This is a genomic window from Paraburkholderia terrae (assembly GCF_002902925.1).
GTDB classification, from domain to species: Bacteria; Pseudomonadota; Gammaproteobacteria; order Burkholderiales; family Burkholderiaceae; genus Paraburkholderia; species Paraburkholderia terrae.
The window spans coordinates 2,385,533-2,405,739 of record NZ_CP026113.1 but is presented as its reverse complement, the minus strand read 5'-3'; the positions used below and the strand labels follow the sequence as shown (position 1 = coordinate 2,405,739).

The 20,207-nt window shown below is 62.2% G+C and carries 20 protein-coding genes; 16 read left to right on the top strand and 4 right to left on the bottom strand.

Features of this window, described 5'->3' with window-relative positions; genetic code table 11:
- The first annotated feature begins 143 nt into the window (after positions 1–143).
- From sdhC to C2L65_RS40480, 8 genes are all read left to right on the top strand, one after another.
- The gene (sdhC, locus tag C2L65_RS40515; RefSeq protein WP_091782232.1) at positions 144–560 is read left to right on the top strand and encodes a succinate dehydrogenase, cytochrome b556 subunit; all 417 of its coding nucleotides are present in this window, start codon (positions 144–146) and stop codon (positions 558–560) included.
- Positions 561–564: 4 nt separating this feature from the next.
- A complete protein-coding gene (sdhD, locus tag C2L65_RS40510; RefSeq protein WP_042317332.1) occupies positions 565–933 on the top strand; it encodes a succinate dehydrogenase, hydrophobic membrane anchor protein in 369 nt (122 codons plus the stop codon).
- A 3-nt stretch (positions 934–936) separates the two neighbouring features.
- The gene (sdhA, locus tag C2L65_RS40505) at positions 937–2,712 is read left to right on the top strand and encodes a succinate dehydrogenase flavoprotein subunit (protein ID WP_042317330.1); all 1,776 of its coding nucleotides are present in this window, start codon (positions 937–939) and stop codon (positions 2,710–2,712) included.
- 35 nt (positions 2,713–2,747) lie between these two features.
- On the top strand, positions 2,748–3,452 hold the full coding sequence (locus C2L65_RS40500) for a succinate dehydrogenase iron-sulfur subunit (protein ID WP_042317328.1): 705 nt from the start codon (positions 2,748–2,750) through the stop codon (positions 3,450–3,452).
- 1 nt (position 3,453) lies between these two features.
- Complete coding sequence (locus tag C2L65_RS40495; RefSeq protein WP_103254653.1) at positions 3,454–3,723, top strand: FAD assembly factor SdhE; 270 nt, start codon at positions 3,454–3,456, stop codon at positions 3,721–3,723.
- Positions 3,724–4,019: 296 nt separating this feature from the next.
- The gene (locus C2L65_RS40490; protein ID WP_042313483.1) at positions 4,020–5,579 is read left to right on the top strand and encodes a methyl-accepting chemotaxis protein; all 1,560 of its coding nucleotides are present in this window, start codon (positions 4,020–4,022) and stop codon (positions 5,577–5,579) included.
- 128 nt (positions 5,580–5,707) lie between these two features.
- Positions 5,708–5,995, top strand: coding sequence for a hypothetical protein (locus tag C2L65_RS40485; protein WP_042313472.1), 288 nt, complete (start codon positions 5,708–5,710; stop codon positions 5,993–5,995).
- Positions 5,992–6,921, top strand: a complete 930-nt coding sequence (locus tag C2L65_RS40480) for a YncE family protein (protein ID WP_052426968.1) — start codon at positions 5,992–5,994, stop codon at positions 6,919–6,921. Before C2L65_RS40485 ends, C2L65_RS40480 begins: the two co-directional genes overlap by 4 nt.
- Positions 6,922–6,937: 16 nt before the next feature.
- Here the strand turns inward: C2L65_RS40480 and C2L65_RS40475 are convergent, their stop codons facing one another.
- Together C2L65_RS40475 and C2L65_RS40470 are read right to left on the bottom strand one after the other, a co-directional pair.
- Entirely contained in the window at positions 6,938–7,864 is a 927-nt protein-coding gene (locus C2L65_RS40475; protein WP_042313467.1) for a LysR family transcriptional regulator, read from the bottom strand.
- A gap of 90 nt (positions 7,865–7,954) precedes the next feature.
- Positions 7,955–8,596, bottom strand: a complete 642-nt coding sequence (locus C2L65_RS40470) for a cysteine hydrolase family protein (RefSeq protein WP_042313464.1) — start codon at positions 8,594–8,596, stop codon at positions 7,955–7,957.
- An 868-nt stretch (positions 8,597–9,464) separates the two neighbouring features.
- On the opposite strand from C2L65_RS40470, the gene C2L65_RS40465 reads away from it, so the two are divergent.
- Positions 9,465–10,790 carry an epoxide hydrolase family protein gene (locus tag C2L65_RS40465; protein ID WP_042313460.1) on the top strand — a complete coding sequence of 442 codons (1,326 nt, stop codon included), beginning with the start codon at positions 9,465–9,467 and terminating at the stop codon, positions 10,788–10,790.
- A 57-nt stretch (positions 10,791–10,847) separates the two neighbouring features.
- On the opposite strand, the gene C2L65_RS40460 is transcribed toward C2L65_RS40465, so the two are convergent.
- Entirely contained in the window at positions 10,848–11,831 is a 984-nt protein-coding gene (locus tag C2L65_RS40460; protein ID WP_042313458.1) for an aldo/keto reductase, read from the bottom strand.
- 102 nt (positions 11,832–11,933) lie between these two features.
- On the opposite strand from C2L65_RS40460, the gene C2L65_RS40455 reads away from it, so the two are divergent.
- The gene (locus C2L65_RS40455; RefSeq protein WP_042313456.1) at positions 11,934–12,857 is read left to right on the top strand and encodes a LysR family transcriptional regulator; all 924 of its coding nucleotides are present in this window, start codon (positions 11,934–11,936) and stop codon (positions 12,855–12,857) included.
- A gap of 34 nt (positions 12,858–12,891) precedes the next feature.
- Here C2L65_RS40455 and C2L65_RS40450 read toward each other — a convergent pair whose 3' ends face one another.
- The gene (locus C2L65_RS40450; RefSeq protein ID WP_042313452.1) at positions 12,892–13,239 is read right to left on the bottom strand and encodes a GFA family protein; all 348 of its coding nucleotides are present in this window, start codon (positions 13,237–13,239) and stop codon (positions 12,892–12,894) included.
- A 163-nt stretch (positions 13,240–13,402) separates the two neighbouring features.
- Between C2L65_RS40450 and C2L65_RS40445 the strand changes: the two genes are divergently transcribed.
- The 6 genes from C2L65_RS40445 to C2L65_RS40420 all read left to right on the top strand — a co-directional run bounded on the left by C2L65_RS40445 (position 13,403) and on the right by C2L65_RS40420 (position 20,201).
- The gene (locus C2L65_RS40445) at positions 13,403–15,091 is read left to right on the top strand and encodes a methyl-accepting chemotaxis protein (protein WP_042313450.1); all 1,689 of its coding nucleotides are present in this window, start codon (positions 13,403–13,405) and stop codon (positions 15,089–15,091) included.
- 46 nt (positions 15,092–15,137) lie between these two features.
- A complete protein-coding gene (locus tag C2L65_RS40440) occupies positions 15,138–15,608 on the top strand; it encodes a nucleoside deaminase (RefSeq protein ID WP_042313447.1) in 471 nt (156 codons plus the stop codon).
- A gap of 159 nt (positions 15,609–15,767) precedes the next feature.
- Positions 15,768–16,817, top strand: coding sequence for an aromatic ring-hydroxylating dioxygenase subunit alpha (locus C2L65_RS40435; protein WP_042313445.1), 1,050 nt, complete (start codon positions 15,768–15,770; stop codon positions 16,815–16,817).
- Positions 16,818–16,874: 57 nt separating this feature from the next.
- The gene (locus C2L65_RS40430; protein WP_042313442.1) at positions 16,875–18,236 is read left to right on the top strand and encodes an MFS transporter; all 1,362 of its coding nucleotides are present in this window, start codon (positions 16,875–16,877) and stop codon (positions 18,234–18,236) included.
- A 21-nt stretch (positions 18,237–18,257) separates the two neighbouring features.
- A complete protein-coding gene (locus C2L65_RS40425) occupies positions 18,258–19,217 on the top strand; it encodes a PDR/VanB family oxidoreductase (protein ID WP_042313440.1) in 960 nt (319 codons plus the stop codon).
- A gap of 75 nt (positions 19,218–19,292) precedes the next feature.
- Positions 19,293–20,201: a LysR substrate-binding domain-containing protein gene (locus tag C2L65_RS40420; RefSeq protein ID WP_042313437.1), complete on the top strand. Its 909-nt coding sequence runs from the start codon at positions 19,293–19,295 to the stop codon at positions 20,199–20,201.
- Positions 20,202–20,207 lie beyond the last annotated feature (6 nt).

The window sequence follows — 20,207 nt, the reverse complement described above, 5'->3', positions numbered from 1 at the left end:
CGCGCGGTCCGCCGCCCCTGTACGTCTCCCCGGAAAACGTCCCCAACAATCGTCAAGAGGAGAAAGGCAGGACGCATCGCGCCTGTGGTGGCGTGCGGCTATGCCGTCGTTGTTTCTTTTTGAAGAGCCGAAAGGGGTCTACTGTGGCAGACACATTGAAAAAACCGAGGCCGGAATACCGGAACATCGGTATCGGGCAGATATTGACGGCATACCGTCTTCCTCTCGCGGGGCGGGTGTCGATCCTTCACCGCGTGAGCGGCGGCCTGCTGTTCATCTTCCTTCCGTTCCTGCTGTACCTCTTTGACCAGAGCCTGACCTCCGAACTGAGCTACGAGGTGTTCAAGGGCTTCCTGTCCAACATCATCGTCAAGCTGATCGTGCTGGTGCTGGCGTGGGCGTTCCTGTTCCACTTCTGCGCGGGCGTACGCCATCTGTCGATGGACATGAACCATGACGCGGTCTCGAAAGAGCGTGGCAAGAGCACGTCGGTCGTCGTGCTGGTGGTGTCGTCGATCCTGACGATCGCCTTCGCGCTCAAACTGTTCGGAGCATTCTAAAAACATGTCCGCCAATAACCGAGTTGGTTCCAAGCGCCTCGTCGTGGGCGCGCATTATGGTCTGCGCGACTGGCTCGCGCAGCGCATCACGGCCGTCATCATGGCCGTGTACACCGTCATCCTGCTCGCCTGGTTCTTCGGCGCGCACGCATTCTCTTACGACGGCTGGGCAGGCATTTTCGCCACGCAGTGGATGAAGCTCGCCACGTTCGTGACGCTGCTGTCGCTGTTCTATCACGCGTGGGTCGGCATCCGGGACATCTGGATGGACTACATCAAGCCCGTTGGCACGCGGCTTCTGCTGCAGGCGTTGACGATCGTCTGGCTGCTCGCGTGTGCGGGCTACGCTGCGCAGATTCTCTGGAGAGTGTAAAGAATGGCTGCAATCAAGAATTCCCTGCCGCGTCGCAAGTTTGATGTGGTGATCGTCGGCGCAGGTGGCTCCGGGATGCGCGCATCGCTGCAACTGGCACGCGCGGGCCTGTCCGTGTGCGTGCTCTCGAAGGTGTTCCCGACGCGCTCGCACACGGTGGCTGCGCAAGGCGGCATCGGCGCCTCGCTCGGCAACATGAGCGAAGACAACTGGCACTACCACTTCTACGACACGATCAAGGGCTCCGACTGGCTCGGCGACCAGGACGCGATCGAGTTCATGTGCCGCGAAGCACCGAACGCCGTCTACGAACTCGAACACTTCGGCATGCCGTTCGACCGTAACGCGGATGGCACGATCTACCAGCGCCCGTTCGGTGGTCACACGGCGAACTACGGCGAGAAGCCCGTGCAGCGCGCTTGCGCTGCCGCTGACCGTACCGGCCACGCACTGCTGCACACGCTGTACCAGCAGAACGTCGCAGCGAAGACCACGTTCTTCGTCGAATGGATGGCGCTGGACCTGATCCGCGACGCCGAAGGCGACGTGCTCGGCGTGACCGCGCTGGAAATGGAAACGGGCGACGTCTATATCCTCGAAGGCAAGACCACGCTGTTCGCCACGGGCGGCGCGGGGCGGATCTTCGCGGCCTCGACCAATGCGTTCATCAACACGGGCGACGGTCTGGGCATGGCCGCACGCGCGGGCATCCCGCTCGAAGACATGGAATTCTGGCAATTCCACCCGACGGGTGTCGCCGGTGCGGGCGTGCTGATTACGGAAGGCGTGCGCGGCGAAGGCGGCATCCTGCGTAACTCGGACGGCGAGCGCTTCATGGAGCGCTACGCGCCGACCTTGAAGGATCTGGCGCCGCGCGACTTCGTTTCGCGCTCGATGGACCAGGAAATCAAGGAAGGCCGTGGCGTCGGTCCGAACAAGGACCACGTGCTGCTCGACCTGTCGCACATCGGCGCCGAGACGATCATGAAGCGTCTGCCGTCGATCCGCGAGATCGCGCTGAAGTTCGCGAACGTCGACTGCATCAAGGAACCGATTCCCGTTGTGCCGACCATCCACTACCAGATGGGCGGCATTCCGACGAACATTCACGGTCAGGTGGTCGGTACGGCCAAGGGCCACGAAGACCCGATCAACGGCTTCTACGCCGTGGGCGAATGCTCGTGCGTGTCGGTGCATGGCGCGAACCGCCTGGGCACGAACTCGCTGCTGGATCTCGTGGTGTTCGGCCGCGCGGCGGGTAACCACATCGTCAAGCACGTGAAGGACATCAAGGAGCACAAGCCGCTGCCGGCCGATGCCGCTGATTTCGCGCTGTCGCGTCTGGCGAAGCTGGACAACTCCAGCTCGGGCGAATACGCGCAGAACGTGGCGAACGACATCCGCTCGACGATGCAGGCGCACGCAGGCGTGTTCCGTACGTCGGCGCTGCTCGCCGAAGGCGTCGAGCGCATTCGCGAAGTGGCTGCACGCGTGGGCAATATCCACCTGAAGGACAAGTCGAAGGTGTTCAACACGGCGCGCGTGGAAGCGCTCGAAGTGGAGAACCTGATCGAAGTGGCGCGCGCGACGATGGTGTCGGCGGAAGCGCGCAAGGAAAGCCGTGGCGCGCATGCGCAGAACGACTTCGAACATCGCGACGACGAGAACTGGCTGCGCCATACGCTGTGGTACAGCGAAGGCGACCGCCTCGACTACAAGCCGGTACATATGAACCCGCTGACGGTCGAATCGGTGCCGCCGAAGGCACGGACCTTCTAAACGCGTACCTTCTAAAGCACAAAGGACCCCACACCATGGCCAAGCGTACATTCGAAATCTACCGCTACGACCCGGACAAGGACGCCGCGCCGCGCATGCAGACGTACGAGATCGAGATCGACTCGCACGAGCGCATGCTGCTCGACGCGCTGGTGAAACTGAAGGCACTGGACGAAACGCTGTCGTTCCGCCGCTCGTGCCGCGAGGGCGTGTGCGGCTCGGACGCGATGAACATCAACGGCAAGAACGGTCTTGCCTGCCTGACGAACCTGAACGACCTGCCGCAGAAGATCGTGCTGCGTCCGCTGCCGGGGCTGCCCGTGATTCGCGACATGATTGTCGACATGACGCAGTTCTTCAACCAGTATCACTCGATCAAGCCGTACCTGATCAACGACACGCCGCCGCCGGAGAAGGAGCGTCTGCAGTCGCCGGAAGAACGCGACGAACTGGACGGCCTGTACGAGTGCATCCTGTGCGCGAGCTGCTCGACGTCGTGCCCGAGCTTCTGGTGGAATCCGGACAAGTTCGTCGGCCCGGCGGGGCTGCTGCAAGCCTACCGTTTCATCGCGGATAGCCGCGACCAGGCGACGGGCGAGCGGCTGGACAACCTGGAAGATCCGTACCGTCTGTTCCGTTGCCATACGATCATGAACTGCGTCGACGTGTGCCCGAAGGGGCTCAACCCGACGAAGGCGATCGGCAAGATCAAGGAATTGATGGTCCGGCGTGCGGTCTGAGATGGACACGCCGCATCAGTCCGACCCGCTGCGTCGCGCGCGTCTTCGCTGGCGCGCCCGGCGCGGCCTGCTGGAAAACGATCTGATCTTCGAGCGTTTTTTTAGCCGATATGAGCATGATCTCAGTGATGCAGACGTAGGCGCGCTCACGCGCCTGCTCGAACTAAGCGATAACGACCTGATGGACTTGCTGCTCGCCCGCAAGGAACCGGAGGGCGACCTCGCCGACGCCGATGTCGTGCGGGTGCTGGAGATGCTGCGCACTGTGTGAACCACAGTCGCGCAGTCAGCTCTGGCAAAAGCAGCGCCTCTCTTCACGCATTGCTCGCTCGGGCGAGGTCAACCGCCTTCGCCCGACGCGAGATTTCTTCGCGGCGCTTCGCCGACCCCTTCCCTGAACATCGCAATTAACGCTCTCGCGCTGCAATAGCCCGGTTCGCGCATCAACACGGATGCGACTGCTCCACTGAACCAGTCAATATTTCCCGAGTCTCCTAAAGCGTTCCCCGATACTGCCGTTAAGCTGTTGACTCAACTCTTCGCCGGCGCGTGCTGGCATCGATCAGCATGCGCAACATTACAGTACGGGCCAGCCTTCTTGCATTGCTTGTGGTATTCGCGACGATGATTCTGCTCGGCGGCGTGGTCGGCATCGGCGCGCTGAAGATCAGCAACGGCAATGCGCAGAATCTGCGGGACATGGCGCGTCAAACCATTCTCGTCAACGACGCATACAAGGACACGACGCGCACGCGTTCGGCGATGGTGCGCGCTTACTCCGCGCTAAAAGAGCGCAATGACACGGCCACGCGCGACTCGGCGCTGCAAAGCGCGCAACGCTCGCTCGACCTGTCCGTGCGCGAGACGCAGGCTTTCGAGAAGTCGGATGCGTTCGACGGCATGGACGCTGCGCTCAAGCAGCAACTGCTCGATTCGGCGACGCAACTTGCCACGACACTCAACCGTGCCGCCGACGCATTGCGCAACGGCGATACGGCCACCTACGCGGCGCTCAACGATCGCGACATTACCGCGTCGGGCGCGGCTTATTCGGCGAACGTCGAGAAATTCCAGAAACTCGCCAACCAGCTTTCCGAGGATGCGCTCGCGAGCGGCAATCAGCGTTATCAATGGATCGTCGGCACGGTGATGTTCGGCATCGCGATTGCGGTCGGCCTGATCGTGCTTGCGTACATCGCGCTGCAACGCACGGTCACCACGCCGCTCGCACAGGCGGCCGACGTGCTCGATCGCATTGCCTCCAACGATCTCACGGTGCGCGTGCCCGAAGCGAGCAAGAGCGAGATCGGTCAGTTATTTGCCGCGATGCACCGCATGCAGTCGGGTCTCACACGGACGGTTTCCGGCGTGCGCGAAAGCTGCGAAGCGATTCATACGGCGGCGCGCGAGATCGCGGCGGGCAACCTCGATCTGTCGAGCCGCACGGAAGAGCAGTCGGCGTCGCTCGAAGAAACGGCGGCGAGCATGGAGCAACTGACGTCGACCGTGAAGCAGAACGCCGAACACGCGCGCGAAGCAAACCGGCTCGCCACGAATGCAGCCGATCTCGCGCAGCAGGGCGGCGACGTGGTCGAGCGCGCGGTGCATACGATGGCCGAGATCAGCTCGAGTTCGAGCAAGATTGCGGACATCATCGGCATGATCGACAGCATTGCGTTCCAGACGAATATTCTCGCGCTGAACGCAGCCGTCGAGTCGGCGCGCGCGGGCGAGCAGGGGCGCGGGTTCGCCGTCGTCGCGGGCGAAGTGCGCACGCTCGCGCAGCGCAGCGCGGGCGCCGCACGCGAGATCAAGGCGCTGATCGGCACGTCCATCGATCACGTACAGAACGGCAATGGACTCGTCGCGCAAGCGGGCGCGACGATGACCGAGATCGTACGGTCGGTGCGCAACGTCGCGGGCATCATGGGCGAAATCACGACGGCGACGGCCGAGCAGAGCGACGGCATCGAGCAGGTCGGCCACGCGGTGAGCCAGATGGACCAGGTCACGCAGCAGAATGCGGCGCTCGTCGAACAGGCGGCCGCCGCGGCAAGCGCACTGGAAAGCCAGGCGCAGACGATGCGCGAAGCCGTTTCGGCGTTCCGGCTTGCCAAGGCGTTTTGATCGGCCGCACGACCGCATTTTTCAGGTTCCGTAAAAGAGCCTTTTACGGAACGCCGTCTTTTTCCGCTTGAGCACGCTTCTTAGACTGCACGTGAGTTAAACAACACGTGAAAGTCGAAGGAGTTCTCATGCAATTTCTGTTTGCAATGCGCGTCAAGGAAGACGCCACGCCCGTCACGAACGAGCAGCGCGCGATGGAAGTCGCGTATGTCAAAGAGAAGTACGCGTTGGATACGATTCGTCAGGCCTGGACCCGCGCGGACCTGCCGGGCGCGTGCCTGCTGATCGAAGCGGCGGACGAAAGCGCAGCGCGCGCAACCGTCGAAGCACTGCCGCTGATGCAGGCCGGCAAGCTCGAAATCCAGATGTTCATTCCGCTGCTGCCCTATCGCGGCTTTGCCGTCGCGGGTCAATGATGGAGCACGCGCTTCTGGAAAAGCCCGGCGAGCAGACGGGCGCATCGGATGACATGCGTCTGTACTTTCTCGACCACGGCGGCAATCGCGTGCTGTCGGCGACGAGCGATGGCGGCGGGTTCGAAGTGCTGGTCGACGCTTGCTGTGCGGGACCGGACAGCATCGCCATCGACACGGCGCGCGGTCATCTCTACTGGACCAACATGGGCGTGCCGTCGCGCAACGACGGTTTCATCATGCGTTGCGATCTCGACGGCGGCGACCTCACGACCATCGTACCGCCCAGCCTGACGCACACGCCAAAGCAACTATTCATCGAGCCACGCGGCGGGCATCTCTACTGGTGCGACCGCGAAGGCATGCGCGTGATGCGTTGCAGGCTCGACGGATCATCACTGGAGACGCTCGTGCAAACGGGCTATGGCGCACATCAACAGGCTGACGCGCGGAACTGGTGTGTCGGACTTGCGCTCGATGCCGAACGTGAGCAGATCTACTGGACGCAAAAGGGCGCGACGAAATCAAACACGGGAAGCATCTTGCGCGCGCCGCTGAATCCGCGCCGCAAGAGCGTGTCGCCGGCATCGCGCAACGATATCGAAACTCTGTTTGACCACTTGCCGGAGCCCGTCGATCTCGAACTCGACGCTGCGACGATGACGCTTTACTGGACCGATCGCGGCGCGCCGCCGTTCGGCAACACGTTGAATCGCAGCCGGCTTCAGCAGCGTGGCGAGACGGGCTTGCATGCCGACGTGTTGCTCGGCGGCTTCAACGAGGCAATCGGATTGTCCGTGCATCCTTATCGCAACTTCGCTTATGTCAGCGATCTGGGTGGCACGATCCGTCGCGTGTCGCTCGACGGTTCCGACACGCGCGTCGTGCTGCGCGACGCCGGTAATCTGACGGGAATCGTCGCGGTCTGAACGACGTCAAGCGTCCTCACGAAACCAAGGTGGCTTCCTGTGCAGCGAGTCGCGCGTTGAGTTCGTCCTTGAGGAAGTCGACAAACGTACGGATCTTTGCATCGACATAGCGGCGCGAAGCGTAAACCGAATAGACGTTGCGAGTCGGCAGCTGGAATTGCGGCAGAACGCGAACCAGTGTGCCTGCGCGAAGATCGTCGATAGCCGAATAGACTGCGAGCGCGCCGATGCCCGCGCCGGCGCGTAGCGCCACGCGCAAAGCCTCGGGATCGTTGATCCTGTAGCGGGCCGCCGACGCATTCAGCAGCACGTCGCCGTCCGCGCCTTCGAGTTGCCAGCCATCCGTCGGCGAGGCGGGCGACTGCAGCCGCACGAATGCGTGGCCGTCCAGATCGTCGGGCGAGCGCAGAGGCGCGTGCTTCTCCAGATACGACGGCGCGGCGACCAGCATGCTGTAACTCGTGCCCGTCACCTGGCTGACGTAACCCGAATCGGGCAGCGTTCGCGCCGTCACGACGGATACGTCGAACTGTTCCTCGACGAGCCGCGGCATCGTCGATGACAACACGAGTTCGATCTCGATGTTCGGATAGCGCGCCTGATAGCCGACGATGCACGCGGCGAGATGAGTTTGTCCAAGGCCCGGCATCGCATGTACGCGCAGCGTGCCGTGCGGCTCGTTCATCGCGTTGCCGGCTTCGGCGTCGGCGTAGTCGAGGTCGGCGAGAATCTGCTGGCATCGCTCGTAATAGCGGGCGCCTGCATCGGTGAGCGTGATGCGCCGCGTCGTGCGATGAAAGAGCCGCACGCGCAGGTCGTCTTCGAGTTCCGAAACGGCACGCGAGACGCGCGCCACATTACTGTCGAGTACATTGGCTACGGCAGTGAAACTACCGGTTTCGACGACCCGCGAAAAAACGCGCAGGCTGTGAATCTTGTCCATGAAGCGGTTTCCGTCTGTGGTGATGCGCCGGCATCGAGCCCGCGCTGGCGGGCACTTCTTGCGCGCCGATAAAGAGGCTGCCGGTGAGCGTCATGAGCGGGCTCCCTGTGCTTCAGCCAGCGCGGCGACCAGTTCTGCCGTTCTCAGTATTTCATGCGCGAAAGTAGGGCCGTTCAGTTCGTGGGCCGCGTGCATCATTTCCTTCGTGAAAGCGGCCGTTGCATCGCGCACGAGCGTGACGTGATAGCCCAGCTCCATCGCGAAACGGCACGTCGATTCCATGCAGGTATTCGCCAGCAGTCCGATCGCGATCACATGCGTGACGCCTTGTTGCTTGAGTTGAAAGTCGAGATCGGTGTTGGCGAAACCGCTTTGCGCCCAGTGTTCCTTGATGATGATGTCGCCGGCCTGCGGCTGGAAGTCGGGATGAAACTCGCCGCCCCACGTTCCCTTCTCGAACGTGTGACGTTGCTGCACGAGACGTTGCGTCGGGTTCGGATGATCCCAGTTGTCGTAGTCGCCTGGTTCCCAGCGGCGGTGTGGGACGTAGAACACCTGGACGTCGGCCTTGCGCGCAGCAGCGACGGCCGCACGAAGGTTGTCCAGCAATCCGACTTCGGCGGCGATCTCCTTGATCATGGGGAAGACCTTGCCGCCTTCCGACAGAAAATCGTTGTACGGATCGACCAGCAGCAAGCCGGTGCGGTCCGCGCGATAAACAGGATTGGACATTGCAGTTCTCCATTCGGAAAGGGTGCGAACTGGTCGCGTCTCGCTGTCGGCGCCGAGCTACTTTTGTCGAACGAATCGTGACGTCTCACAAGGTGCATCGCGATGACACAAAATATCACTATGATAATCATAGTGTCAAGCGCTGTGTACTTCCTGACGTTGCTCGGCGATCGAATCGGAGCAGCTAGCCATGCTCGAAAGAAACGCCTTGGGAAGTGCCGCCATAGCATACGACCAGCTATGAAGTGGCCGCATCGGAAGGGGCATGTGTGTGCATAGACTCGCTATCTGGGGCATGCGAGGAGAGCGGTGGGGCAACAATCGAGCGCATTGTTTCTGTCGCGGAACAGGCTGCTGCTTGAAAGCCGCTTTCAAACAGGCGGGCGAGATGCGAGTTTGCGACCTGGCCAGTTACGACGTGAACGCGGCACTATCGATGCATTCGCGTCACCTTGATTGGAACGCGTGTACTTGCGCTGCGTGACATCGGCAACGTCATTAAGATCACGCATGATCACGGACTCATCGCCGTAGTTCAGTCTCCGGACCTTGCCATGTTTTGCACTACTGCCATTCCTGTGCATAGGCGCGGCATCGACTACGAGTTGTTCATCGCCGACACAAGTGTTGTGCCGCCGCTGGTATTTACGTCGAGTGTCCGCATTCACATAATCCGCTCATCTGTTGCGAATCACGAATCACGAACAACGAATCCTGATTCGCAGCAAAGCGGTGACGATATGAGCTTTGCCGACTGGCTCGACATATGGGCTTCAGGACGGGCAGTGATAAGCGGTATGCCCGGGATATCAAACGCTGCGGCGCTCATCGCTCCACCTACTCGTGCTTATTGCCAACAGGAGCTTCCATGCAAAACGATATCCTTCCTCAAGTCCCGTCGCGTCGCCGCTTTATCGGCGTGGCCGCTGCCGCGATCGCCGCAGGTTCGTTGAGTCGATTCGCCTTTGCGCAAACGAATCAGGCAATCACTGAAATCACGCCGGCGGCCGGTGGCGACAAGACGGCCATTCGTAAACTTCGCGTTCACGTGCCGGAATCGCAACTGACCGAACTGCGCCGACGCATCAAGGCGACAAAGTGGCCCGAGCGTGAGACTGTCACCGATGCATCACAAGGCGTGCAACTCGCGACGATGCAAAAGCTTGCCACCTACTGGTCGACTAACTACGACTGGCGCAAGGTGGAAGCGAGACTGAATGCGCTGCCGCAATACGTCACTGAAATCGACGGGCTCGGCATTCACTTCATCCACGTGCGATCGAAGCAGAAAGATGCTTTGCCGATGATCATCACGCATGGATGGCCCGGCTCGATCATCGAGCAAATGAAGGTCATCGATCCTTTGACCAATCCGACAGCGCACGGCGGCAATGCATCGGATGCTTTCGATGTCGTGATTCCCTCACTTCCCGGCTACGGATTCTCCGGCAAGCCGACGGCAACAGGTTGGGACCCTGCACGCATCGCACGCGCGTGGGTGGTGTTGATGCAGCGTCTCGGCTACACGCGATACGTCGCGCAAGGCGGCGATTGGGGCAATGCGGTCACCGAGCAAATGGCGCTTCTCACGCCGCCGGGACTGATCGGCATTCATACGAACATGCCCGCCACCGTACCCGACGACATTGCGAATGCGCTGAAGTACGGCAACCCGCCGCCCGCCGGTCTGTCGCCCGATGAACAGCACGCGTTCGATCAACTCGACTATTTCTACAAGCACGGTCTGGGTTACGCGCAAGAGATGGCAGGCCGGCCGCAAACGCTGTATGGCATCGAAGATTCGCCTATTGGTCTTGCCGCGTGGATGCTCGATCACGACGCCGCGAGTCAGGCGATGATTGCGCGCGTGTTCAACGGTCAGACGGAAGGGCTGTCGCGCGATGATGTACTCGACAACGTCACGCTGTATTGGGTGACGAATACGGGCATCTCGTCGGCGCGTCTCTACTGGGAGAACAAGCTCAACTTCTTTGCGCCGAAGCACGTCACCATTCCCGTTGCGGTCAGCGTGTTCCCGGATGAAATCTACTCGGCGCCCAAGAGCTGGACAGAGAAGGCGTATCCGAAACTGATTCACTACAATCGTTTGCCCAAAGGCGGCCACTTTGCCGCCTGGGAACAACCGCAAGAGTTCACGGACGAAGTGCGCGTGAGTTTCCGCTCGCTGCGCTGAGATGAGATGAGGGCACGGACGACGCGATCTCCACGTCGTCCGTATTGCGCCAGCTACTTAGCGGTCAACGCGTTGCTGAAGATGCGCGGGATAACGCTCGCCGACAATCGCGATGCCACGCAACGCCGTATCGATCTGCTGGAGATCTTCCGCCGACAGCACGATAGAAGCCGCGCCGATATTTTCTTCCAGTCGAGACAGCTTCGTGGTGCCGGGGATCGGCGCCATCCACGGCTTTTGTGCAAGCAACCATGCCAGCGCGATCTGCGCGCGCGTCACGCGTTTGCTATCGGCAATCGCGCCGAGCGCTTCGACGAGTGCCGCATTGGCCTTGCGGTTCTCTTCCGAGAATCGCGGCACGATGTTGCGGAAGTCCGTTTTGTCGAAGGTCGTGCTGGCGTCGATCGCTCCCGTCAGGAAGCCTTTGCCTGGCGGGCTGAACGGCACGAAGCCGATGCCCAGTTCTTCGAGCGTCGGCAGCACGGAGGCTTCCGGCTCGTGCCACCACAACGAGTACTCGCTTTGCACGGCGGCGACGGGTTGCACGGCGTGCGCGCGGCGGATCGTGCTTGCGCCTGCCTCGGACAAACCGAAGTGCAACACCTTGCCTTCCTTGATGAGATCGCGCACGGTGCCTGCCACGTCTTCGATCGGCACGGCAGGATCGACGCGATGCTGGTAAAGCAGATCGATGCGGTCCGTTTTCAGTCGCTTGAGCGATGCTTCGGTGACGGCCCGGATGGTTTCCGGACGGCTGTCGAGACCTTTAGGCGGCTGGCCGTCGATGAAACCGAACTTGGTGGCGATGACGACCTTGTCGCGATTCGCCGACAGAGCGTTGCCGAGTAACGTCTCGTTCGTGTGGGGGCCGTAGGCTTCGGCGGTGTCGAAGAAGGTGACGCCCTGGTCGAGCGCCGAGTGAAGCAGACGGATTGCCTGCTGCTCTTCCGTCGCGGGGCCGTATGCGAAACTCAGTCCCATACAGCCCAGTCCGATGGCGGATACCTTGAGACCGGACTTGCCCAGTTCGCGCTGCTGCATGATTTCCTCTTTGATAGTCAGGTGCGGACACACAGAATAGGCTCGATAATTGCGCTCAACAATCCGCCTGGGTTTGCAAGACCTTATGAGAGATTTTCACTAATGCCGCGTCCTGGTCTGTCGGAACTATCGGCCTTCGTTTCCATTGCACAACACCGCAGCTTCAGCGCCGCTGCGCGCGCGATGGGCGTGACGCCGTCCGCGCTGAGTCACGCCATGCGCGCGTTGGAAGGACGTCTGAACGTGCGGCTGTTTACGCGTACGACGCGATCGATGGCACTGACCGAAGCCGGCGAGCAGTTGTTGCGCCGCGTGAGTCCCGCGATTCGCGATCTCGAAGACGCGGTGGATGAAGCCACGTCGGCGCAGCACCGGCCTTCGGGATCGATTCGTATCAATTGCTCGGAGAACGGCGCAAAAGAAGTGATCCAGCAGGTGCTGCCGACGTTCCTCGAGAAATATCCCGAGATTCATGTGGAGTTCGTGGTGGATACGCGGCTCGTCGATATCGTCGCGGGTGGTTTCGACGCGGGTATCCGCGTGATGGAAGACGTGCCGCGGGACATGATCGCGATCCGCTTCGGACCTGAGATGCGTTTTTGCGCGGTTGCCTCACCGGAGTACATCGAGCGGCATGGCATGCCGCAAAATCCGAACGATTTGCTCGATCACCGCTGCATCCGTTTTCGGTTCGAGAGCGGTGCGCTGTTCCGCTGGGATCTCGAACATCGCGGCCGACGTGTGTCGCTCGATGTCGGCGGTTCTGTCACCCTCGGCAATCTGAATCTGATGGTGTGGGCCGCGCTGTCGGGAGTCGGCATTGCGTGGGTGCCCGAGACGCTGGTGAGCGAGCTGCTTTCGGCAGGCGTGCTGATCGACGTGCTGCCGGCGGCGGGGCCTTCATTCGGGCAATGGTGCCTCTACTACCCGGCGAACCGGCATACGCCGCCCGCGCTGCATCTGTTCGCGAACGCGGTGCGCGAGTGGTCGCGCGAGCAGAATGAGCGGACCCCCAATCCCACCTGACCCCCGCGCGCAGACAGCGCCCTGAGCGCGAACGTTAGTGCGAGCGCCCGTCGTAATGCGTGACGGGCAACGCATCGATATCGATATCTTCGAGACAGCGTACGTTGATGGCCGCCATCGGGCGGCCGTCGGGCGCGGTGCCTTCACCGTACGGATGCATGCCGCAAACGGGGCAGAAGCGGTGACGGATCACGTGCTTGTTGAAGGTGTACGTGCTGGCGTTTTGCTCGGGTGTCGTGAGATGGAGGTGCTCGAAGGGAACGAACCACATCAACGCGCCTTTGCGCTGGCATATCGAACAGTTGCACGCCATGACGCTGGTTGGCTCGCCTTCGACCTCGAAAGCGATGCGTCCGCAATGACAGCTTCCCTTGTGCGACATGGCGATCTCCTGATGTGGATCGAATGATGCCGTCACGCTTCGGTGACGGCAACGTACGAACGTCCGTGTTCTATTCTCTTTACGCAGTGTGGCATAAAGTCACCTTCAGCCGCTCGTTGGTTTGCCGTAAACAAGTTGTAACCACCAACGAGGCACGACTGCAATGAACCTGCGCAACCTGAATGTCTCGACCCGCCTGCTTGCCGGATTCGGCTTGTTGACGGGCTTGCTGCTCGCTGTAGCGATGATCGGTTTCTACGGGCTATGGGCATTGAACGGCAAGCTGGACGAGATCGCGCGCGTCAACGGCACGCAGGCACGTCTCGCCAACGAGCTTCGCGCATCGATTCAGGATCGCGCGATAGCGATGCGCAACATCGTGCTCTACACGACTGCTGCGGACAGACGAGCCGAAGCCGAACGGATTGCGAAGCAGGGCGAGCTCTATGCGGACGCGTATCAGAAGCTCGACCGGATGTTCGCGGAAGAAGCCGGAACCGATCCGCGCGAGCGTTCGCTGATGGCTGCGCTCAAGCAGGAAGAGTCCGCCGCCGTGCCGCCGATGAGCAAGGTGGTCGAACTCGGTCTCGCGAACGACACGATCGCCGCGACGCAGTTGCTGCTCGAACGCGCCCGGCCGACGCAACGCACCTGGCTTGCGCGCGCCGCGGAACTGGCGGACTTCGAAGACCAGTCGAATCTCGTCGCACAGCAGGACGCAATCGCGACCTACTCGCGCATTCGCGTGCTGATTGCAGTGATCGTGGCGGCGTCGATTGCGCTCGCGCTGGTCACGGCGACGCTGATTACCCGCAGCATCCTGCGACAGCTGGGCGGCGAGCCGCGCACCGCGCAGGATATCGCCGCGCAGATCGCGCAGGGCAATCTCGCCGTCAAGGTGGATCTCACGAACAGCGATCCCGACAGCCTGATGGGATCGCTGGACACGATGCGCGCTCGGCTCACGTCGATCGTCGCCGACATCAAAAAGTCGGCCGAGTCGATCTCGGTTGCGGCGAGCGAAATCGCGCAAGGCAATACCGATCTGTCGCAGCGCACGGAAGAACAGGCGGCTTCGCTGGAAGAAACGGCGGCGAGCATGGAAGAGCTTACGTCGACGGTTCGGCAGAACACTGAGAACGCTCGCCAGGGCAGCACGCTCGCGAGTAACGCGTCGCAGACGGCGACCACGGGCGGCGATGTGGTACGCAAGGTCGTCGCGACGATGGATGACATTTCATCGAGTTCGTCGCGCGTGTCCGAGATCATTTCGGTGATCGAAGGGATTGCGTTCCAGACGAACATTCTCGCGCTCAATGCCGCCGTCGAAGCGGCGCGCGCTGGCGAAGAGGGGCGCGGCTTCGCAGTCGTCGCGGGCGAGGTCCGCACGCTGGCGCAACGCAGCGCTGCTGCCGCGAAAGAGATCAAGGCGTTGATCGAAACATCCGCTGCGCACGTGTCGACGGGCTCGACGCTCGTGCATGACGCGGGTGAGACGATGAACGATGTGGTCCGCTCGGTGAAGCGCGTGACGGACATCATGAGCGAAATCGCGGCGGCATCGACGGAACAGTCGACGGGGATCGAGCAGGTCAATACGGCTGTCGCGCAAATGGACCAGGTGACGCAGCAGAATGCCGCGCTCGTCGAGCAGGCAACGGCGGCCGCGCAGGCGATGGCCGATCAGGCCGCGAGCCTCAAGGCGGCCGTGGCGATGTTCAGGCTCGATGGTGGGCAGCAGGGGATGTATGCGACGCCGTCGCCCGCTCGCTCGGTGGCTGCGAAGAAACCTGTCGTGCAACGCGAGCCAGCCGTTCAATCGCGGGCTGAAGTCGACTGGCAGACGTTTTGATTCGTCGTAGCGTAAACTCCTCAGACGTATTCAAGGAGTGACTACCATGACCCCGCAACAACGTTACCTCGCTGAGGCGATCGAACTGGCCTACGGCAATGTCGAGAGCGGCGGCCGGCCGTTTGGCGCCGTGATCGTCAAGGATGGCGAAGTCGTCGCGACAGGCGTGAACGAAATTCTGCATACGAACGATCCGACTTCGCATGCGGAATTGAACGCGATCCGCGCGGCGAGCCAGAAGCTCGGCTCGCCGAACCTCGCGGGATGCACCGTGTATGCGAGCGGTCATCCGTGTCCGATGTGTCTTGCCGCGATGCGGATCGCGGGCATCGGTGAAGTGTTTTATGCGTACTCCAACGAGGATGGCGCGCCCTATGGGCTATCGACAGCGGCTGTCTATGCCGATCTGGCGAAGCCGTTTGCCGAACAAACCATCAAGATCCAATATGAGCCGGTTCGGCTGGAATCACATGAGGATCTTTACGCTGACTGGAAGCAGCGGCAGGGCGCGCAGTAGCAAGCCTGCCTTGGCTGCTTGACCCGGCCTGTCGCTTCCCCCGCTACAGGCATCGAAAAATTGCGACTCAGCCGCCAAATAATTGCGTTTGTCGTACTCGTGTTTCGCCGATAACCTGCCCTTGTCCCCAACGACAGCGTTATTCGAGGAAAGCAAGTCATGAAATTGCTGAGAAACACCTGGTACGCCGCGGCGTGGAGCCGCGATGTCGGCGCCGATTTATCCACCCGCGAGTTGCTGGGCGAGCCGATGCTGCTATACCGCAAGCACGGTGGCGCGCCCGTCGCGATGATCGACCGCTGCCCGCATCGCTTTGCGCCACTGTCGATGGGCAAGCGTGTCGGCGACGGCATCGAATGCGGCTATCACGGGCTGCAATTCGACTGCAGCGGCGCTTGCTCGAAGAATCCGCACGGCGACGGCCGAATTCCTCCCGGCGCGCGCGTGCGCAGTTTTCCGACGGAAGACCGTCATGGGCTCGTATGGATCTGGGCGGGCGAACCATCGCGCGCCGATGCAAGTCTGATCCCGGATTTTTCGCATCTGGTGTCGCCGGGACTGAAGACCGTCGGCGACGAGATGACGCAAAAGGCGCACTACGAACTGGTCGTCGATAACCTGATGGACCTCTCGCATGTGAACTATCTGCATGCGCCGTATCAGCAGGTGGATGATTTTCTTCAGGCGAAACACGACGTCGTGCAGGATGGCAGTGCGCTGGAAAGTCGGCGCACCGTGGCCGGAACGCGCGCGCCGCAATCGTTCCGCCCATTTCTCGACGATCCCGATGCGCCCGTGGACTACTGGCTGAACATACGCTGGCATGCGCCGGGCTGCTGCCTGCTGGAGACGGGCGTGGTGCCTGTCGGCAGACCGCGTGAGCATGGCCTCGTGCGGATCGGCACGCACATCGTCACGCCGATCGGCGCAGCGTCGACGCAATATCTGTACGCGAGTTCGCGCAACTACCGTCTCGACGATCCTGACGCTGACGACGAAACCGCGCGCTGGCAGCAAATGGGCTTTCACGAACAGGACAAGCCGATGATCGAAGGCGTGCAGACGCGCATGGGCGAGCGCGAGCTGTTCTCGATGCGTCCCGTCCTGCTCGCCACCGATGCGGCCGCGATCCGCGCGCGGCGTCTGCTCGCTGCGATGATCGATGCCGAGGCGCGTAGCGATCAGCCCGTGCCCGCAGCGATAGCGTAAGCGGCGCAAGCAACCAAAAAAGGCGGGACGCACAGCGCCCGCTTCAAGGAGACAGACATGCAATCGACCGCTTCACCGGGCGCTGCCGCCGCGCTGATCGACAGCCGGCCGCTCTCGGCCTACCAGCGACTGATTCTCGTGTTATGCGGATCAGTCATCTTCCTCGATGGTCTCGACACCCAGTCCATCAGTGTTGCGACGAAAGCGATGGCCCATGCGCTCGACGTGCCGCTCGCGAGTTTCGGCGTGGTGTTCTCAGTGCTGCAACTGGGCGGCCTGATCGGCACCTTTGTGTTCGGCTATCTCGCCGACCGCGTCGGCCGCCGGCCACTCGTGATCGCGGCCGCGTTGCTGATCGGCGCACTCACGCTTGGAACGGCGTCCGTGGAGAACTACACGCAACTGCTGATCGTGCGCTTTCTCGGGGGCATTGGCCTCGGTGGCATCTTTCCCTGTGTGCTCGCGCTCGGTGCGGAATACGTGCATAGCCGCTCCAGAGGTCTCGCGGTCGCGGTGCTGTTCGCCAACTATTCGCTCGGCGCGGCAGTGGGCGCGGTCGTCAACGGCTATGTGCTCGCGAACTTCGGGTGGCGTGCGGTGTATGTGGTGGGCGGCGCGCTGTCGATCGCAGCGGCGCTCGCCATCGTCGCGTGGCTGCCGGAGTCACCGCATTTCCTGATCTCGCGCGGCAAGACGCACAAGTTGCGCGCCGTGTTCGCGCGGCTCTTCCCGAACGAGACCATCGACGTCGAGCAGTTGCGGCTGAACGCGGCGGCGAGTACAGGGCAAGCGGCGCGCAAGGGTGTGCCCGTGCGGGAGATATTCAGCGAAGGCCGCGCGGGCATCACGTTGCTGCTGCTTGGCATCCTGATGCTGAGTTACGCGACCATCAAGGTGATGACGGTTTGGCTCACGCCGCTCCTGCAGACGGCGGGTATCTCCGTGGTACACACCTCGTATGTGCTCGCGAGCCTCGATATCGGCTCGATGCTCGGACTCGGGTTTGCAGGATACCTGGTGAGCCGCTTCGGGCCGACACGTTCGCTGTTGCCCGCGCTGCTCGTGCTTGCCGTGACGACGGTGGTGGTCGCATTCGAGGTCACGCGCTTCGCCGCGCTGCTGCCAAGCGGTTTCGTGATCGGCTTCACGGGCGGTATCGGACAGTCCGCGCCGCTCGCGCTGTTTGCGCTCATCTTTCCGACGCGTGTGCGTTCCACAGCGCTTGGCCTCGGCGGCGCGGCGGGACAGATCGGCAAGATCGGCTCGCCGATGCTGGTAGGTGCGGTGCTCGCGAACGGCTGGAAGCCGGACACGATTCTCTTTGCCGTCGCGCTGCTGCCTGCCATCGGCGTGCTGCTGATGCTGCTCGTGAGACTGTCGCGCCGCTATGCGGTGGCCAGCGTGAGCCAGAGCGCCTGACGACATCAACCCGAATCCCCTATGAAAACAGGTATCAAAAGGATCGAAGAGGTCGCGGACGGCATCCGCATGTTCGAACTCGCGCCGCTCGACGGCACGCCGCTGCCGCAATACACGCCGGGCGCGCACATCGACGTGCATCTGCCGACGGGCCACGTTCGCCAGTACTCGCTATGCGGACGTCCACAACAAAGCGACGCTTACGTGATCGCAGTGCAAAACGCCGCTGCATCGCGCGGCGGTTCCCGCGCGATGCACGCATTGCAGGTGGGCGATACGTTGCGTATCGAAGGGCCGCGCAATCATTTTCCGCTTGCGCAGGACGCCCGGCATTCGGTGCTGCTCGCGGGCGGCATCGGGATTACGCCGCTGCTGAGCATGGCCGAGCGGCTTGCGCAGACGCAGGCCTCGTTCGAGTTGCACTATTGCGTGCGCAATCGCGAGCGCGCGGCCTTTCTCGACCGGCTCGATGCGCCGCATCTGAAAGGCCGCTGCACGCTCTACACCGACGATGTACCCGCCGATGCGCGAATCGACGTTGCGCGCATCGTGCGCGATCCGTCGCCCGGTTCGCATCTGTATGTGTGCGGCCCTTCTGGCTTCATGGATCAAGCATTCGATGCCGCGCGGCAGGCTGGCTGGACGGACAGCCATTTGCATCGCGAGTACTTCAGCGTGCCCACAGCCGACACCTGCGGTAACGCGCCCATGGCACACGCATTCAGCGTACGGCTCGCGCGCAGCGGCAAGGTGGTGCGCGTGAGCGAACAGGAAACGGTGGTGCAGGCGCTGGCCGCGCACGGCGTGCGCATCGAGACATCGTGCGAGCAGGGTGTATGCGGCACGTGTCTGACGCGCGTGCTGGCGGGCGATCCCGAACATCGCGATCTGTATCTGACCGACGACGAGCGCGCCCGCAACGACCAGTTCCTGCCTTGCTGCTCGCGCTCGCGATCGGACGAACTCGTCCTCGATCTTTGATCGCGGCAATCCCGGATTGCGACGCGCGGCGCGGCTGGGTACGATGGGTTACGTCCATCGACGGAGCCTGTCCCCTTGAGCACACAAGCGCTGCCATCGATCAATCATCTGCGCAGCTTCCAGGTGATCGGCCACCATCTGAACCTCGTGCATGCAGCACGCGAACTGCATCTGAGCCCATCGGCGCTCAGCTACCAGCTTGGCGTGCTCGAAGAGCGGCTCGGCACGCGGCTTTTCACACGCACTGGCCGTGGACTCGCGTTCACGGAAGCGGGGCGCCTGCTACACGGCGAAGTCGATCAATGTCTGCAACGGCTATGGTCGGCGTGGCAGCGCGTAGCGGCAAACGAGCGCTCGTCGCCGCTCGTCGTGAACTCGCTGCCGACGTTCGCGATGCACTGGCTATTGCCGCGGCTCACTGCCGTGCAGGAACAGTTTGCCAATGTCGAGATTCGCGTATCGATTGCGCAGGTCGATCTGGAGCGCGAGGCGCTCGATTGCGCGATCGCCTATGGCGACGGTCACTGGCCTGGTGTGCATTGCGACTTCCTGCGTGAGGAATCGCTGATCGTCGTGTGTTCGGCTGAAACGTTGTCGGCGAACGGGCCGCTGTCGAGCGTCGCTGATCTCGCGCGCTTCACGCTGCTCTCGGCGAAAACGCGGCCAGACGATTGGGCCTTATGGGCCGATGCCGCGCAAAACACGTTGCCGCCGGGTGGACGCCAGTTGCTGCTCGCATCGCGCAACATGGTGATCCAGGCCGCTTGCGAAAGCCTGGGTGTGGCCGTCGTGGACCCGGCGATGGTGCGGACCGAACTGTCGTCGGGCCGTCTCGTGCAGGCCTTGCCGCAGACCGCGAAAGGCCAGGGTTCGTATTACCTCGTTTATCCGGCGGGCGAGGAGTCCCTCGCGCGTGTTACGGCATTTCGCACATGGCTACTTGCCGAAATGGCGCGGGACACGGCTTCGGGCCTATCCGTTTAAAACGTC